General features: G+C 72.6%; 14 protein-coding genes. 7 read left to right on the forward strand and 7 right to left on the reverse strand.

Annotation, left to right across the window (positions count from 1 at the left end; all coding sequences use genetic code 11):
* Positions 1 to 49 precede the first annotated feature (49 nt).
* Complete coding sequence (locus tag OG447_RS11870; protein ID WP_007264382.1) at positions 50 to 691, forward strand: IclR family transcriptional regulator; 642 nt, start codon at positions 50 to 52, stop codon at positions 689 to 691.
* A 219-nt stretch (positions 692 to 910) separates the two neighbouring features.
* Complete coding sequence (locus OG447_RS11875; protein WP_266936446.1) at positions 911 to 1,708, forward strand: S16 family serine protease; 798 nt, start codon at positions 911 to 913, stop codon at positions 1,706 to 1,708.
* 22 nt (positions 1,709 to 1,730) lie between these two features.
* Here OG447_RS11875 and OG447_RS11880 read toward each other — a convergent pair whose 3' ends face one another.
* From OG447_RS11880 to OG447_RS11900, 5 genes are all read right to left on the reverse strand, one after another.
* On the reverse strand, positions 1,731 to 2,714 hold the full coding sequence (locus tag OG447_RS11880) for a glycine betaine ABC transporter substrate-binding protein (protein WP_266936447.1): 984 nt from the start codon (positions 2,712 to 2,714) through the stop codon (positions 1,731 to 1,733).
* Positions 2,715 to 3,629 (reverse strand): ABC transporter permease, encoded by a 915-nt coding sequence (locus OG447_RS11885; protein WP_266938845.1) that lies wholly within the window; start codon positions 3,627 to 3,629, stop codon positions 2,715 to 2,717. It abuts the gene before it with no gap.
* Between the two features lie 2 nt (positions 3,630 to 3,631).
* Positions 3,632 to 4,876, reverse strand: a complete 1,245-nt coding sequence (locus OG447_RS11890) for a betaine/proline/choline family ABC transporter ATP-binding protein (RefSeq protein ID WP_266936448.1) — start codon at positions 4,874 to 4,876, stop codon at positions 3,632 to 3,634.
* Complete coding sequence (locus tag OG447_RS11895) at positions 4,869 to 5,516, reverse strand: ABC transporter permease (RefSeq protein WP_266936449.1); 648 nt, start codon at positions 5,514 to 5,516, stop codon at positions 4,869 to 4,871. Before OG447_RS11895 ends, OG447_RS11890 begins: the two co-directional genes overlap by 8 nt.
* A 103-nt stretch (positions 5,517 to 5,619) precedes the next feature.
* Positions 5,620 to 6,096, reverse strand: coding sequence for an Lrp/AsnC family transcriptional regulator (locus tag OG447_RS11900; protein ID WP_031150179.1), 477 nt, complete (start codon positions 6,094 to 6,096; stop codon positions 5,620 to 5,622).
* Between the two features lie 134 nt (positions 6,097 to 6,230).
* Here OG447_RS11900 and hppD point away from each other — a divergent pair, with 134 nt between their 5' ends.
* On the forward strand, positions 6,231 to 7,376 hold the full coding sequence (hppD, locus tag OG447_RS11905; protein ID WP_266936450.1) for a 4-hydroxyphenylpyruvate dioxygenase: 1,146 nt from the start codon (positions 6,231 to 6,233) through the stop codon (positions 7,374 to 7,376).
* A gap of 240 nt (positions 7,377 to 7,616) precedes the next feature.
* On the opposite strand, the gene OG447_RS11910 is transcribed toward hppD, so the two are convergent.
* On the reverse strand, positions 7,617 to 9,182 hold the full coding sequence (locus OG447_RS11910; RefSeq protein ID WP_266936451.1) for a tetratricopeptide repeat protein: 1,566 nt from the start codon (positions 9,180 to 9,182) through the stop codon (positions 7,617 to 7,619).
* 96 nt (positions 9,183 to 9,278) lie between these two features.
* On the opposite strand from OG447_RS11910, the gene OG447_RS11915 reads away from it, so the two are divergent.
* Complete coding sequence (locus tag OG447_RS11915; RefSeq protein WP_266936452.1) at positions 9,279 to 10,697, forward strand: FAD-binding oxidoreductase; 1,419 nt, start codon at positions 9,279 to 9,281, stop codon at positions 10,695 to 10,697.
* A gap of 47 nt (positions 10,698 to 10,744) precedes the next feature.
* On the opposite strand, the gene OG447_RS11920 is transcribed toward OG447_RS11915, so the two are convergent.
* Positions 10,745 to 11,224: an SsgA family sporulation/cell division regulator gene (locus tag OG447_RS11920; protein WP_266936453.1), complete on the reverse strand. Its 480-nt coding sequence runs from the start codon at positions 11,222 to 11,224 to the stop codon at positions 10,745 to 10,747.
* Positions 11,225 to 11,516: 292 nt separating this feature from the next.
* On the opposite strand from OG447_RS11920, the gene OG447_RS11925 reads away from it, so the two are divergent.
* The 3 genes from OG447_RS11925 (at position 11,517) to OG447_RS11935 (ending at position 16,188) form a co-directional block, all read left to right on the forward strand.
* Positions 11,517 to 13,475 carry a zinc ribbon domain-containing protein gene (locus OG447_RS11925; protein WP_266936454.1) on the forward strand — a complete coding sequence of 653 codons (1,959 nt, stop codon included), beginning with the start codon at positions 11,517 to 11,519 and terminating at the stop codon, positions 13,473 to 13,475.
* 108 nt (positions 13,476 to 13,583) lie between these two features.
* Positions 13,584 to 15,371, forward strand: coding sequence for an RDD family protein (locus OG447_RS11930; protein WP_266936455.1), 1,788 nt, complete (start codon positions 13,584 to 13,586; stop codon positions 15,369 to 15,371).
* Between the two features lie 85 nt (positions 15,372 to 15,456).
* Positions 15,457 to 16,188: an RDD family protein gene (locus OG447_RS11935; protein ID WP_266936456.1), complete on the forward strand. Its 732-nt coding sequence runs from the start codon at positions 15,457 to 15,459 to the stop codon at positions 16,186 to 16,188.
* Positions 16,189 to 16,277: the final 89 nt, after the last annotated feature.

The raw sequence follows: 16,277 nt of genomic DNA on the forward strand, positions 1-16,277 counted from the left end.
CGTGCCACCCCGAGAGTCACCGCCGCCCACCGAAAGAGGGAGAGGCGTCGTGACCGCGGAAACCTCCCAGACTCTCGACAGAGGGCTCAGAGTCCTCAAACTGCTCGCCGACACCGACCACGGTCTGACCGTCACCGAGCTCTCCAACCGCCTCGGTGTCAACCGCACCGTGGTCTACCGGCTCCTCGCCACCCTGGAACAGCACGCCCTGGTCCGCCGTGACCTCGGCGGGCGGGCCCGGGTCGGGCTCGGGGTCCTGAGGCTGGGCCGGCAGGTGCATCCGCTCGTACGCGAGGCGGCCCTGCCCGCGCTGCGGTCCCTCGCCGAGGACATAGGCGCCACCGCGCACCTGACCCTCGTCGACGGTACCGAGGCGCTCGCCGTGGCCGTGGTGGAGCCGACCTGGACGGACTACCACGTGGCCTACCGGGCCGGCTTCCGCCACCCGCTGGACCGCGGGGCCGCCGGACGGGCCATCCTGGCCGCGCGCCAGGGCTCCCTGATCGAGCCGGGCTACACCCTCACCCACGGGGAGCTCGAAGCGGGCGCCAGTGGCGCTGCCGCGCCGCTCGTGGGCATCACCGGGCTGGAGGGCAGCGTCGGCGTCGTGATGCTGGCCGATGCGGTGCCGGAGCGCGTGGGGCCGCGGGTCGTGGACGCGGCGCGGGAGGTCGCGGACGCGCTGCGCTAGCCGGTCCGCTGCCGCTGGGCCGCCGGGTCGTTTGCCGGGTGCCGCGCCGTTGCCGGGGGCGCTGCCCCCGGGCCCCCGCGCCTCAAACGCCGGCGGGGCTGGGTTGAGGCGCAGGCTGGGTTTGGCCCCGGCGGGGCTAGGTGTGCCCCGGCGGGGCTCGGTTTGCCCTGGATGTGCCGCCCGCAGGGTGTCGGCGAGCCGTCGGGATAGATTGGCCGGGTGCTCTCACGCCTCACACGTCTGCCGCGTCCCGCCGCCCTGGCTCTCTGTGCCGTGCCCGTGGTCGGCCTGGTCGCCGTCGCCGGCTTCGCGCCGCTGCCCTTCGTGCTGGCCCAGCCTGGGCTGACGGCCGACGTGCTCGGGGCCAAGGACGGCAAGAACGTCATCAGCGTCAGCGGCGCCCCCGTCCGGGAGACCAAGGGGCGGCTCCTCATGACGACCATCCAGGCCCCGGGTCCGTCCGAGAAGGTGGACCTGGGCGAGCTCGTCGACAGCTGGTTCCGGGCCGATCGGGCGGTGATGCCCAAGGAGGCCATCTACCCCTCCGGGCAGACGACCGAGGAGATCGAGGAGCACAACCTGGAGGAAATGACCAAGTCGCAGTCGACCGCCGCCGAGGCCGCCCTCGGATATCTCCACAAGGACCCCGAGGCCGTGAAGGTCGACCTCAACCTCGCCGACGTCGGCGGCCCCAGCGCGGGCCTCCTCTTCTCCCTCGGCATCGTCGACAAGCTCGACGGTGACGGCAGCGGTGGCGACCTCACCGGTGGCCGCACCATCGCCGGTACGGGCACCATCAGCCCGGACGGCACGGTCGGCGCGGTCGGCGGGGTGGCCCTGAAGACGCAGGCCGCGCACCGCGACGGGGCGAGCGTGTTCCTCGTACCGAAGGCGGAGTGCTCCGACGCGCAGTCCGAACTGCCCGAGGGCCTGCGGCTGGTCCCCGTCACCACGCTGACGGAAGCGGTGGACGCACTGCGGGCGCTCAACAAGGGCGAGGCCGTACCGTCCTGCTGACGGGCCTCCGGACAGCCGGCGGTCAGCGCTCCTTGATGAAGCCCTCCTTGAGCAGCCAGTCCTTCGCGACCTCGTGCGGGTCCTGCCCTTCCACGTCCACCTTGGCGTTCAGCTCCCGCGCCACCTCGGTCGTCAGCTTCTCCGTCACCGGGTTCAGCAGTTCGGCGATCACCGGGTACCGGGCGAGGGTCTTCGCGTTCAGCTCGGGCGCCGCGTTGTAGTTGGGGAAGAAGCGCCGGTCGTCGGCCAGGGTGTCCAGGTCCATGGCCTTGATCCGGCCGTCGGTGGTGTAGGCCTCGCCCAGCAGGCAGGAGTCGGACTTCGAGACCTGGGTGTAGATGATCCCCGCGTCCATCTTCTGGATGTTGCCCGCCGGGATCTTCATCCCGTACGCCCTCTCCATGCCCGGCAGCCCGTCCTCGCGCGAGGCGAACTCGTTCTCCACGCACAGCGTCACCGCCGACGGGTCCTTGCGCGCCAGCTCCGCCACGTCCGACAGGGTCTTCAGCTTGTACTTGGCGTTGTTCTTCTTGCTGATCGCGAGGGTGTACGTGTTGTTGAGGGTGGCCGGGGGCAGCCAGCCCACCCCGTTCTTCACGTCCCCCGCCTTCACCGCCTCCCACTGCGCGTGCGGGTCGTCGACCGGCTCGGTGTTCCCCTGGTACGTGATCCACGCCGTGCCCGTGTACTCGTACATCGCGTCCGCGTCGCCCTGGGCAATGGCCTCGCGCGCGCTGATCGAGCCCGGCAGGTTGGTGCGGTCCAGGACCTCGGCGCCGGCGGCCTTGAGGACCAGGCCGATGATCTGGCCGAGCACGATGTTCTCGCTGAAGTTCTTCGAGGTGACCGTGAGCGAGGCGCCCTTCAGGGGCTCGCCCTGCCCCAGTTTGCCCGGCGTCACCTCGTCCACCATCGGCGAACCGCTCTTGAGCCCGCAGCCCGCCAGGACGGCCGCCGCGAGCAGTGCCGTACCGAGCGCCGTCGCCCTTCCGCCGGGGGTACGCATCTACGCCTCCAGCCCGCGCGGCGTCAGGACCGCTTCCGCCAGCGAGGCCAGCCAGTCCACGAACAGGGCGAGCGCCACCGTCAGCACGGAACCCACCACCAGCACCGGCATCCGCTGCGTCTGGATCCCGGAGGTGATCAGGTCGCCGAGGCCTCCGCCGCCGCCGAAGGTGGCCAGGGTGGCGGTGCCGACGTTGAGCACCAGGGCCGTCCGTACGCCCGCCAGGATCAGCGGGACCGCCAGCGGCAGCTCCACCTTCGTCAGGGCCCCCATGGCCGACATGCCGATCCCGCGCGAGGCCTCCACCAGCTGGGGGTCGATCGCCCGCAGCCCCGCGACCGTGTTGGACAGCACGGGCAGCACGGCGTAGGCCACCATGCCGATGATCGCGGTGGACGGGCCGATGCCGAGCCAGATGACCAGCAGGGCCAGCAGGCCGATCGCCGGGGTGGCCTGGCCGATGTTGGCGACCGCGGTGACCAGCGGGGCGGCGCGGCGCAGCCGGCGGCGGGTGAGGGCGATACCCAGCGGGATGGCGATGATCAGCACCCAGAAGGTGGAGATCACGGTGAGCTGGATGTGCTGCCACAGCCGCAGCTGGACGTTGCCGCCGCCGAGGGAGTTCTTCTCGATGGCGTCGAGGGTGAGGGAATTGATCCACAGGTAGGTGGCGAGCAGCAGCAGCGTCAGGACGGCCGGCATGACGAGGAGCTTGGCCCAGGTGATCCGGCGGGCGGGCGCGGGTGGCGGAGGGGCCTCCTCGGCTTCGACGAGCCGGTCGTCCACGAAGGCGAGGTCGCGGAAGGAGTGGCCCTTGACCTCGTGCTCGCCGGGCGGGCGTTCGGGGGACGGACCGGGGGACGGACCGGGGGACGGGCCAGGGGACGGGCCAGGGGACGGGCCAGGGGGTGTCATGGTCATGGCCCGCCTGCACCGCCCTCCAGCTCCTGTTCCGTCCGGTGGTGGCGCAGCTCCTCCAGGTCGTGCTGGTGCTCGGCGGCCGCCAGCCGGTCCGCCTCCAGCATCTCGTGCACCGAGTTCATCAGGGTCTCCATGTCGACGACGCCGATGTACTCGCCGCGGCGGCCGGTGACCGCGACCCGGCCGCCGCTGTCGATGAGTACGGCCTCCAGGGCGTCGTGCAGGGTCGCGTCCTGGGTCACGGTGTCGTGCACCAGCTGCCCGGCCCGGGCCAGGGAGCCCTTGGCGCGCATCAGGTCGCCCCGGCGCAGCCACTTGTAGGGGCGGCCCCGCCGGTCGAGCATCAGCAGTTCGTTGGTGGCGCCGCCGCGCAGGGTGTTGAAGATCTGCTGGAGCGGGTCGTCCACCGACACGGTCGGGAAGTCGGCGATCCCCACGTCCCGCACACGGGTCAGGTTGAGCCGTTTGAGGGCCGCGCCGGCGCCGACGAAGCCGGAGACGAAGTCGTCGGTGGGGTTGGTCAGGATGGCTTCGGGGGTGTCGAACTGCGCGATGTGCGAGCGCTCCCGGAGCACCGCGATCCGGTCGCCGAGCTTGATGGCCTCGTCGAAGTCGTGGGTGACGAAGACGATCGTCTTGTGCAGCTCGTGCTGGAGCCGGATCAGCTCGTCCTGGAGGTGGTCGCGGGTGATCGGGTCGACGGCGCCGAAGGGTTCGTCCATCAGCAGCACCGGCGGGTCCGCGGCCAGTGCCCGGGCCACGCCCACGCGCTGCTGCTGGCCGCCGGAGAGCTGGCGCGGGTAGCGGCCGTGGAACTCGCGCGGATCCAGCCCGACCAGGTCGAGCATCTCCTCCACCCGGTCCTTGACACGTGGCTTGGACCAGCCGGTCATCTTCGGGACGAGGGCGATGTTCTCGGCGACCGTCATGTGCGGGAACAGCCCGGAGGACTGGATCGCGTAGCCGATCTTGCGGCGCAGTTTGACCGGGTCCATGTCGGTGACGTCCTCGTCGCCGATCCGGATCCGGCCGGAGGTGGGCTCGATCAGCCGGTTGATCATCTTGAGGGTGGTGGACTTCCCGCACCCCGACGGGCCGACGAAGACGACCGTCTCGCCCGCCTTGATCTCCATCGAGACCTCGTCGACGGAGGGGTTGGGATTGCCGGGATAGCGCTTGGTGAGGTTCTCCAGCTGGATGGCGGCGCCGGACGCGGCGGCCGCCGGGGTCGGCTCAGACACGGATCCCCCTCGGGATGGTGAGGCGGCCGAGCAGGACGTACGCGGCGTCGAAGAGCAGGGCGAGGACGACGATGCCGAGCGTTCCGGCCAGGACCTGGTTGAGGGCGTTGGCGCTGCCGAGGGAGGCGATGCCGCGGAAGATCTCGTTGCCGAGGCCCGGCCCGGAGGCGTACGCGGCGATCGCGGCGATGCCCATCAGCATCTGGGTGGCCACGCGGATGCCGGTGAGGATCGGCGGCCAGGCGAGGGGGAGCTCCACTTTCAGCAGCTGGGCGGTACGGGACATCCCGATGCCCTTGGCCGCGTCGACCAGGGCCGGGTCCACCCCGCGCAGGCCCACGATGCAGTTCCGTACGACGGGCAGCAGCCCGTACAGGGTCAGGGTGATCACGGTCGGCGGGACCCCGAGCCCGACCACGGGGATGAGCAGGCCGATCAGGGCGAGGGAGGGGATGGTCAGGAAGGTGGCGGTGGAGGTGATCGCCAGGTTGCCGCCCCAGCCGCTGCGGTAGCTGATCAGGCCGATCGCGATGCCGAGCACGGTCGCGATCAGCATGCACTGGAAGACGGCGCTGGCGTGCTGGTAGGCGTCGGTGAGGAGCTGCTGGTGGCGGTGGGACAGGTAGCTCCAGAAACTCACGCCGTGTCACCTCGTCCTGTGTGTCCGGCCGTGTGCGGCCCGGCACGGCCCGGTACGGCCCCGTACGGTGCGCTCCCGGGCTCGCGTCGTGCCTCGCCTCGCCTCAGCGGGTGTCGTCCTCGGCCGCCTGTTCGACCAGGGGGATGATCCGCAGGGGTACGGGATTCTCCATGACGATCGCCGTCGAAGCCCGAACGATCCCATCAAAGCCGACAACCCGGTCGATCACCCGCTGGAGGTCGGCATTGGACCGGGCCACCAGCCGGCACAGCATGTCCCCGTGCCCGGTGGTGGTGTGCAGCTCCAGGACCTCCGGTACGCCGTCCAAGTGGGCCCGTACGTCGGCCCCTTGACCCTGCTTGATCTCCAGCGTGGCGAAAGCGGTCACCGGGTACCCGAGGGCCGCCGGATCGACCTGCGGGCCGAACCCGCGGATGACTCCGTTCGACTGAAGCCGGTCCAGCCGCGCCTGCGCCGTCCCGCGGGCCACGCCGAGCCGCCGGGACGCCTCCAGGACCCCGATCCGGGGCTCGCGGGCCAGGAGGACGATGAGCCGGCCGTCCAGGTCGTCGATTCCCATGGGATGCCTCCGGGTGCGCTCGGGGGTGGTCATAGTGCACAGATCTCTCAACCATCCTCCGCCCGTCCTGGACAGCCTGTACAGCAAAAATTGAAACTATTGCGCAGCTTGTGGATCGGCGGGACTCTGCGCTCATGACTGAGACCCTCGACACCACCCACCACACCGCGCGTGAGGCAGACCCCTTCCCGGTGAAGGGCATGGACGCGGTCGTCTTCGCCGTCGGCAATGCCAAGCAGGCCGCGCACTACTACTCGACCGCTTTCGGCATGAAGCTCGTGGCCTACTCCGGACCGGAGAACGGCACCCGCGAAACGGCCAGCTACGTCCTGACCAACGGCGGCGCGCGCTTCGTCCTCACCTCGGTGATCAAGGCTGCGACGGACCGTGGCCGCTTCCTCGCCGAGCACGTAGCCGAGCACGGCGACGGCGTCGTCGACCTCGCCATCGAGGTCCCGGACGCGCGCGCGGCCTACGCGTACGCCGTCGAGCACGGCGCGCGCGGCCTGGACGAGCCGTACGAGGTCAAGGACGAGCACGGCACGGTCGTACTGGCCGCCATCGCCACCTACGGCCAGACCCGCCACACCCTGGTGGAGCGCCGCGACTACTCCGGCCCGTACCTGCCCGGCTTCGTCGCCGTCGACCCGATGGTCGAGCCCCCGGCCAAGCGCACCTTCCAGGCCATCGACCACTGCGTCGGCAACGTCGAGCTCGGCCGCATGAACGAGTGGGTCGCCTTCTACAACAAGGTCATGGGCTTCACGAACATGAAGGAGTTCGTGGGCGACGACATCGCGACCGAGTACTCGGCGCTGATGTCGAAGGTGGTCGCGGACGGCACCCTGAAGGTGAAGTTCCCGATCAACGAGCCGGCGATCGCGAAGAAGAAGTCGCAGATCGACGAGTACCTGGAGTTCTACGGCGGCGCGGGCGTCCAGCACATCGCGCTGGCCACCAACGACATCGTCGCCACGGTGCGCTCCATGCGGGCGGCGGGCGTGCAGTTCCTGGACACCCCGGACTCGTACTACGACACGCTCGGCGAGTGGGCGGGCGAGACGCGCGTACCGGTCGAGACCCTGCGCGAGCTGAAGATCCTCGTCGACCGCGACGAGGACGGCTACCTGCTGCAGATCTTCACCAAGCCGGTGCAGGACCGGCCGACGGTCTTCTTCGAGATGATCGAGCGCCACGGGTCGATGGGCTTCGGCAAGGGCAACTTCAAGGCCCTGTTCGAGGCGATCGAGCGCGAGCAGGAGAAGCGCGGCAACCTCTAGCCGCCGACTCGGCTCCGAGGTGTCCCTGGCGGAGCCCCCGCTGTGAGGTGCCCTTGGCGGGGCCGTGCTCATGGCGGGGCCCCGCGGGTGACCGTGCCGTGCGGGGTGCGGGGCGGAGCCCCGGAACGGCGCCGCGGGTCATGCCCGGGCCGGGCCTGGGCAGCGGCACTTCCAGCCCCGCCGGCGTTCGAGGCGGAGCCCCGGGCTTTGAGCCCCGCCGGCGGCGACGGCCCGGTCGCGTCAGCGGGGCGAAGGGGACGGCTTGGGCTTCGGGGTCGGCTTCGCCGCAGGCGGGGCGGCAGGCGGGCCGGCAGGCTTCGGCTTCGCCGCAGGCGGATTCGGCTTCGCCGCCTTCGGGAGTTCCGGCTCCACCCACGGACTGGCCGGCTGGAGGTTCTCCGGCCCCCCCGGCGGCGGCTGCCCGATCGACGCCAGGGCCTGCTTCGCCAGCGGCCCCCGCAGCGGGGAGAAGTGCGGGTTCGTCCGCAGGGTCTCCTGGAGGTGGCGGCGGGCCGCCGCCTCGTCGCCCAGGCCGCGCTCGATCATCGCCCGGTGGTAGGCGAAGTCCGCGCTCCGCAGCCCCAGCTCCGTGGCCTTCTTCGCGTACTCCAGCGCCTCCGAGTCCTCGCCCGCCCTGTGCAGCGCCCACCCCAGCGCGTCCGCGACCTGCACGCTCTTGTGCCGCGACCACTCCTGCGACAGCCGCCGCACCGCCGCCCCCGGATCTCCGTGGTCCGCCTCGTACAGGCCCAGCACCACGTCGTCGTCGACCCCGTTCGTGCCGGCCCGGGCGATCAGCGCGCCCAGCATGTCGTACGGCGTGCGCGCCTCCTCGTCGCGCCCCAGCGACTCCAGCAGCTCGCCGAGCTCCAGCGCCAGCCGCGGCTCAGGAGCCCGCCCCAGCGCCATCCGGTAGTCCCGTACCGCCTCCCCGCCGCGCCCCAGCGCGCCCAGCGCCCTGGCCCGGCCGCCCAGCGCCTGGGCCTGCGCCGGGTCCGCCCGCAGCGCGCCCTCGTACTGCCGCAGCGCCTCCGCCACCTCGCCCCGCTCCCACGACAGCTCACCGAGCCGGAACAGCGTGTACGCCTTCTCCGCCGGGGACTTCGCCGCGCCCGCCGCGTGCTCCATCGACATCGCCGCGTCCTCGCGCCAGCCGCGGTCCCGGTAGACCTGGGAGGCCCGGAGGTACCCGGCGAGGCCCGGGCGGAGCTCCAGCAGCCGCTCCATCGCCTTCTGGGCGCCCTTGTAGTCACCGAGGCCGGTGTACGCGTCCACGAGCACCGGGTACGCCGTCCACCGCCGCGGCGCCTGCGCCCGTACCAGCTCGCCCCACTTCTTCGCCGTGCCGAAGTCCCGCCGGGCGTTGGCCAGCGTGCCCATGCCCGTCATCGCGTCGAAGTTGCCCTTCTCGGCCGGCCGGACCTCCAGCGACCGCTTCAGCGCCTTCTCCGCCTTCGGGTACCAGCCCGGGTCCGCGGTCCGCCTGGCCTGCTCCAGGTACGCGGAGCCCAGGACCGCCCAGGAGGCGTCGTCGTCCCCGTGCTTCGCCAGCCACTTCTCCCGGTCCGCCATCAGGGCCGTCAGGTCCACCGCCGCCACGGGCGCGCCCATGCCGACCGCCGACGCGGCCCGCTCGCTCGGCCCCGGCGGGCGGGCGTCGTCGCCGGTGCGGGCCGGCCGGATCAGCAAGGCCCCGGCGATCAGGACCACCGCCACCGCGGCCGCCACGAGCGTCTTGCGGCCGGTGAAGGTCACGGGCGGCGCCGGCTGCTGCGCTTCCTCGTCGATACGGTCGAAACGGTGCATGGGGTCACTGTGCGTCAATATGAAGAGCTCGCCGAGGTGTCCGAAGACGGGCGCGGGCGTGTTCACACCGATGGCCCCGGCTGCCACGCTGAGCCCATGGATGACGATCTCTCCACGAACCCCGACCCCGACCCCTCGCCCTCCGCCTCCGCCGAACTCCACGCGCGGCTGCTCGCGGGCCTCCCGGCCGAGGCCCTGCTCACCGACCCCCAGGTGACCGCCTCCTACGCCGGCGACATGGCCGGCTTCTGCGCGGCCGGCACCCCGGCCGCCGTCGTCCTGCCCCGCACCGTCGAACAGGTCCAGCACGTCCTGCGCACCGCCACCGCCCTACGGGTCCCCGTGGTCCCGCAAGGCGCCCGTACGGGCCTGTCGGGCGCCGCCAACGCCTCCGACGGCTGCATCGTGCTCTCGCTCGTCAAGATGGACCGGATCCTGGAGATCTCCCCCGTCGACCGGATCGCCGTCGTCGAACCGGGCGTGGTCAACGCCGTGCTCTCGCGGGCCGTCGCCGAACAGGGCCTGTACTACCCGCCCGACCCCTCCAGCTGGGAGCAGTGCACCATCGGCGGCAACATCGGCACCGCCTCCGGCGGCCTGTGCTGCGTCAAGTACGGGGTCACCGCCGAGTACGTCCTCGGCCTCGACGTGGTCCTCGCCGACGGGCGGCTGCTGCGCACGGGCCGGCGTACCGCCAAGGGAGTCGCCGGATACGACCTCACCCGGCTCTTCGTCGGCTCCGAGGGCAGCCTCGGCGTCGTCGTGCAGGCCGTCCTCGCCCTGCGGCCCGCGCCGCCGCGGCAGCTCGCCCTGGCCGCCGAGTTCCCCTCCGCAGCGGCCGCCTGCGCCGCCGTCTGCGCCGTCATGGAGGCCGGACTGACCCCCTCCCTGCTGGAACTGATGGACCGTACGACCGTCCGCGCCGTCAACGCGCTCGGCAAGATGGGCCTGCCCGACACCACCGAGGCCCTGCTGCTCGCCGCCTTCGACAGCCCGCACGCCCCCGAGGAGCTCGCGGCCGTGGGGGAGCTGTGCACGGCAGCCGGGGCCACCGCCGTCGTCCCCGCCGAGGACGAGGCGGAGTCCGAACTGCTGCTCCAGGCCCGCCGGATGTCGCTGACCGCCCTGGAGACCCTGCGTCCGGCCACGATGATCGACGACGTGTGCGTGCCGCGGTCCCGGCTCGCCGAGATGCTGGACGGGACCGCCGCCATCGCCCGTACGCACGACCTGCTCATCGGGGTCTGCGCGCACGCGGGCGACGGCAACACCCACCCGGTCGTCTGCTTCGACCCGGCCGACGAGGACGAGACGCGGCGGGCCCGCGCCTCCTTCGACGCGATCATGGCGCTGGGCCTGGAACTGGGCGGGACGATCACCGGCGAGCACGGGGTCGGGATCCTGAAGAAGGAGTGGCTGGCCCGGGAACTCGGCCCGGTGGGACTGGAGATGCAGCGCGCCGTCAAGCACGCCTTCGACCCGCTGGGCCTGCTCAACCCCGGCAAGCTCTTCTGACGTACGCCGGCGCCCCGGCCCGGGGAGCCGGGCCCGTACGCCCGGCTTCACAGGTCCCCGTCGGCCGACTCGTCCGACGGCCACGGGTCGCGCAGCCACAGGTCGTCCGCCGGGGTCGGCGTGAGCAGCTCGGCCAGCGCCGCGTCCAGGCCGAGCCGCTCGGCCTCGGTACCGGGCGGCACGATGCGCAGGGTCCGCTCCAGCCAGGCCGACACGGAGGCGGCGGGGGCCTCCAGCAGGGCGTCGCCGTCGGGGGAGCTGAGCGCCATGCAGAGCACGGACTTGTTGTCGACCTTCGTGGGCCAGATCCGGACGTCGCCGTGGCCGCAGGGCCGGAACACGCCCTCCACCAGCAGTTCCCGGGCGAAGGTCCAGTTGACCGGGGTGTTCGAACCGGTGTGGAAGGTGATGTGGACGGCGTACGGGTCGTCCGTGAGGTAGAGGAGCCGGGCGGGTACGGGGACGCTGCGCTCAGGGGACAGGACCAGCTTGAGTTCCAGCTCGCGCTCGATGACGGGGTGGTGCATGACGGCCTCACTTCGGTGCGCTCGTGTGCGCTTCGCTTCGGTGTGCGGGGCCGGATCGCGCCCCACACCCGGAGAGAGCCCCGGGGTGCCGGGGTATGACGCGACTTCTGGCAGTGAAAGGGAGATTGGCTGATTTCTGTCGGGTGACCGGAAACAGTCGGATGGCCCGGGGTTCGCCCGGAGGATGGGCGCCGGATGCGGGTTCGTTGATCGAATGGGTGACCTTTCGCGTGCAGTGTCGTTGATCGGATGACAGCACTGGCGGCAGGGGAGGTAGGCGTTGAGTCGCAGGGTGTCGCTCGCCGTGGGTCAGACCGCCCGGACGGCTTGTGCCCGTGGTCTGTTGCGGACGGGTGCGGACGAGAAGAGCGGTGAGCTGCTGACGGTCTCCGTGCTGGCGGAGCGGGTCGGCTGGGCCGCCGGTCTGGTGGCCGCCATGGTCACGGAGCTGCTGGCCGACCGCTGGAACGCCGCCGATGTGGATGTGCTGGCCTCCGGGGAAGACGGCGGGGGCAGGAAGCTGCCGCCGAACGCGTGGATGGCTCTGCGTCGTCTGGGCTGGAGCGCCGCGCCACCCGAAGGTATCCGGGTCAATGACCGGATTGTTCGCATGGCGCAGGAACAGGCCGGACGCTTGCTGCGGTCGGCGAAGTGGCGCGCCGAACTGACCACCGGGGTGCTCGCGGCCTGGCCTGCCGATTCCGGCAAGCGCATGCCCGAGGAGTGGGACGCGGTGCGTGAGGCGGTGCCGGGTGGGCAGCACCTTCCCTCCAGCGTCATCAACTCCCGCACCCGGCAGATCGCCGCGTTCGCCAGGAAGTGCGACCGGATGCCCGCCGATCTCTTCGAAATGGAGGCCGCGCCCACAACAGCGCGGTTGCTGCTGCTGTCGGCGTGCGACGGGCAGCAGGCCACCATCGAACGTCACGAGACCGAGCCGGGCCGTGCGCTGTTGCGTTTGCAGCTCCCCACCCGGGCCGACCCGCGGTCGTACCGGGACTGGACGTGGGTGTCCTGCCCCATCACGCTTCCTGCGACGGTCCCGGCCGGCGCGGTGTTGCACCTGCCCACCCTGCGCCCGCACCAGGGCCGCGTCCGCGCCGATGTCGCCTACACCCACCCGGTGCCGAAACCGGCCCGCAGCGGGCACACGGTGGCGCTCGGTGTGGACTGGGGCCTGAATACCCTGCTGTCCGCCGGGGCGGCCCGGCTGCACGAGGATGGGCGGATCACCGCCCTCGGGGCCGGGGGGATGTTCAGGACGGCCGGGGTTCTCGCCAGGCAGCACCGGCTACGACGGCAGGGCGAGCACTTGCATGCCAAGGCCGTCCACTATCAGCGGCTCACCTCTGGAGACGAACGGCATGCCCTGGCTGCCAAGCACACCATTCTGAGCGATGAGATCGGTTACGTTTCCGCGCGCCGGTCGAACCTGAATGACGCATTGACGTGGGCTGCCGCCAGGTGGGCAGTGGATCAGGCAATCGCCGCGGGGGCGAGCGTCATCTATGTCGAGGACCTCCGCTCGATGGAAGCCCGTGGTATGGGCCGCACCATCAACACCCGGCTCTCCCAGCAGGTACGCGGGCAGATCGTGGAGCGGATGCGGCATGTTGCCGCGGAGACGGGCATCGCCGTCGTCACCGTCCCGGCACGCAACACCTCCAGACACTGCCCGCGGTGCCTCACCCCGGTGCGGCACCGCAAAGCCCCCGACCGGCCCGCCACACCCGGCTGGAAATGGGCCATCTGCCTCGCCTGCTCCTGGCAGGGCGACCGCGATCAGGGGGCCTGGCAGCGCATCGCAGCACGCGGCCTGGCCCACCAGACGAAGACCGTCGCCGACCGGGCCACAGGCGCGATGGCCATCCGCACGGTCGTGGACCGACTCGAAGCGGGCGCGGTCATCACACCGACCGCGCCGAAGACCAGCCGGGACCGGTCCAAGGCCGGACCCACCCGGCACAAGTCAACACGTCCGACGCCCAGGCGACGCCGGACACCCTCCCCTGCCAGGCCCTTCGGTCGGGTGGGAAAGCGTCCGGAGGGACACGCTCACACGGACCGGGGACGGCTGCCCCGCGCAGCTCACCGGCACCAGGGCGTGACGACGATCAGCACACCCGCCACCAGCCGACACCGGCCACGAGGAGCGGCACTGGGCGTGGGATTCCACCTGCATGCTCACGCCACCCCTCCATGGTGGGAACGTTCCCCGAACCAGACGCTATGTCTGACACCGGATCACTAAGCTGATCAGAGACGCTTGCATTCTCCCGTTACCGGACCTGTCGGGGCGCGGTTCTTGGCTATGGTCCTCCCCTGCACAAGCCTCAAGCCACGATCGGAGTTGGGGACATTGACGGCCTCCCCTGGTGACGGCGAGCACGCGGCCCGCGAGGGCTACTACCCGGATCCGTCCATCCCGGGGTACGTCCGGTACTGGAACGGCGCGTCCTGGGTTCCGGGTACGAGCCGCCCTGCCGCGCCGGCCGTGCCTGCCGTGTCTCCAGCGCCCGCCGAGGAGACGGGGCCGGTGGTCCTGGACGACACCTCCGCGACCGAGGCGCTGCCCGAACCGCTGCCCGAACCGGAGCCCGGACGGCAGTCCGAGCCGGTGGTGTGGCAGGCCGACCCCGCCCACCAGGCCGGCTTCGGCGGGCCGCGCGACCACCGGGTGTCGTGGGGCAGCCCCGCGGAACCCGAGGCGGGGCGGCACGGGGACGGGCAGCAGGGGGCGGAGCCCGCGGCCGGGCACGCCTCCGCCGGGCATCCGGCCGGGCAATACGGGTCGGAGCCCGCGGCCGGGCATGCCTCCCCCGGGCATTCGGCCGGGCAGTACGGGTCGGGGCCCGGGGTCGGGCATGCCTCCCCAGGGCATCCCGCCGGGCAGCACGGGTCGGAGCCCGCGGCCGGGCACGCCGCCGTCGAGCATCCGGCCGGGCAGCACGAGTCGGGGCTAGGGGCCGGGCATCCCGCCGGGCCGCACGGGTCGGGGCTCGCGGCCGGGCACGCCTCCGCCGGGCATTCGGCCGGGCAGTACGGGGCCGCCCGTCCTGCGGGGATCTCGCTGGCCCGTACGCCCGCCGCCGCGGCGGCCCCGGCCACGCGGCTCCCCGCACAGGCCCAGGGCATCCTGTCGGCCCGCTCCCCGGCCGCCGCCGCCCCGGCCCCGCTGGCCGCGGCGCCCGCCCCCGCGTGGCCCGACGCCCCCGGCGGGTCCGGAGGCGGGTCAGGGATGACCTCCTCGTGGCCCGAGGCGGCCCCGCGCGCGGCCGCCGCCCCGGCGGTGCTCCCGGCCGCGCCTTCCGAGGCGGTACGGGCGCCAGGGGCGGTACGGGCCGCCGAGGCCGAGGACTGGGTCCCGCCGCGCCCCGCCCCCGGCTCCCGCACCGCCGGGCGGACACCCGAGCCCGCCCGTCGCGCTGCCCCGGAGCCCGCCCGCCGCGCCGCCCCCGAGCCGGCCCGTCGCGCCACTCCGGAGCCCGCGCGCCGCACTGCCGCGGAGGCGGACGAAGCTCCCCGGGCGGAGGTGTGGGCGCCCCGGCCCGCCGGAGTCCGCCCGTCCGTGCCCAAGTCCGCCGACGCAGGCGCAGCCCCGGCAGCCCCGGCCGCCGCGGTCCCGGCCGCCCGGCCGCAGACCACCGCCCGCGCCGTGTTCGAGCGGATGGCGGAGCGCGCCGTACGCCCCGCCGGGCTGTTCCGCCGGGCCGTGGCCCGCCTGCTGGACTCCCTCGTCCTCGGCGCGGTCGCCGCCGGGGCCGCCTGGCCCCTCCTCCCCGCGGCCACCGCCCACGTCCAGGCCAAGGTGGACGCGGCCCGGGGCAGCGGCCGTGCCACCACCGTCTGGCTGCTGGACTCCACCATCGCCGGCCACCTCGGGCTGGTCCTCGGCGCGGTGCTGCTCTTCGGGGTGTTCTACGAGGCCCTGCCCACCGCCCGTTGGGGCCGCACCCCCGGCAAGAAACTGCTCGGCGTCCGGGTCCTGGCCACCGCCACCCTGCGCCCGCCCACCTTCGGCGCGGCCCTGCGCCGCTGGCTGGTGTACGCCTTCCTGGGCCTCCCCGGCAGCCTCTGGTGCCTCGTGGACCGTCCGCGCCGCCAGGCCTGGCACGACAAGGCGGCCAAGACGTACGTGGCCCGCTAGGGGGTGTCCCCCGCGGCGCCCGCCCCGACCCCCGAACGGACGCGTTCCCGTTGCGGGGCTACCGGAGCCGGGTTCGACTCGGGCCATGAGTACCGACCAGCCGCCGCCGGGCGAGCCGCCCGAGGACGACCCGTTCCTCAAGAAGCCCCAGGAACCGACACCGCCGTCGGGTGGATCGCCGTACGGCTCACCGCCTCCCGGCGGGGGCGGGTCTCCGCCGCCACCCCCGGGCGGTGGCGGCGGCGGGGCCGGCGGATACCCGCCCCCGCCGCCCCCGTACGGCGGCGGAGACCCGTACGGCGGTGGCGGCGGCTACGGCATGCCCGATCCGCTCGCCGGCATGCCCCCGCTCGCCGACTTCGGCAAGCGGCTCGCCGCGCGCATCATCGACGTCCTGATCATCGCCGTGCCGCTGTTCCTCATCCAGCTGGCGTTCGGCACGAAGCGGTACATGGTCGAGACGAACGACGGCGAGGACATCAGCGAGGTCTTCACCCGCTCCTACAGCGGCAGCGGGCTGATCATGACCCTGATCTCGATCGTCGCGTACGTCGGCTACGACTGGTTGCTCACCAAGAAGAACGGCCAGACGGTCGGCAAGAAGGCGCTGGGCCTGCGCGTCGCGATGCTCAACGACGGCAGCGTCCCGCAGTCCAACGCCTCCCTGGGCCGCGCCGCCATGCTCTGGCTGCCCACGCTGATCTGCTGCTTCTGCCTGTGGCCGATCGCGCTCGTCATCTCGATCCTCGTCGACAAGCCCTACAAGCAGGGCCTGCACGACAAGGTGGGCAAGACGGTGGTGGTCCAGTCCGGCTAGACGCGCAGACGCGCGACACGTCGCGGCGCGGGCGGCTTCCCCACGGGGAGGCCGCCCGCGCCGCTTCACGTCGGCCGCCGCCCTCGCCG

This window comes from Streptomyces sp. NBC_01408, from assembly GCF_026340255.1.
Lineage (GTDB): Bacteria > Actinomycetota > Actinomycetes > Streptomycetales > Streptomycetaceae > Streptomyces.

What these genes read in the sequence shown, in the direction of transcription:
- OG447_RS11880 (WP_266936447.1), bottom strand. Translation starts at nt 2,714, where the DNA reads ATGCGTACCCCCGGCGGAAGGGCGACGGCGCTCGGTACGGCACTGCTC.
- OG447_RS11885 (WP_266938845.1), bottom strand. Translation starts at nt 3,629, where the DNA reads ATGACACCCCCTGGCCCGTCCCCTGGCCCGTCCCCTGGCCCGTCCCCC.
- OG447_RS11900 (WP_031150179.1), bottom strand. Translation starts at nt 6,096, where the DNA reads ATGGGAATCGACGACCTGGACGGCCGGCTCATCGTCCTCCTGGCCCGC.
- hppD (WP_266936450.1), top strand. Translation starts at nt 6,231, where the DNA reads ATGACTGAGACCCTCGACACCACCCACCACACCGCGCGTGAGGCAGAC.
- OG447_RS11910 (WP_266936451.1), bottom strand. Translation starts at nt 9,182, where the DNA reads ATGCACCGTTTCGACCGTATCGACGAGGAAGCGCAGCAGCCGGCGCCG.
- OG447_RS11915 (WP_266936452.1), top strand. Translation starts at nt 9,279, where the DNA reads ATGGATGACGATCTCTCCACGAACCCCGACCCCGACCCCTCGCCCTCC.
- OG447_RS11920 (WP_266936453.1), bottom strand. Translation starts at nt 11,224, where the DNA reads ATGCACCACCCCGTCATCGAGCGCGAGCTGGAACTCAAGCTGGTCCTG.
- OG447_RS11935 (WP_266936456.1), top strand. Translation starts at nt 15,457, where the DNA reads ATGAGTACCGACCAGCCGCCGCCGGGCGAGCCGCCCGAGGACGACCCG.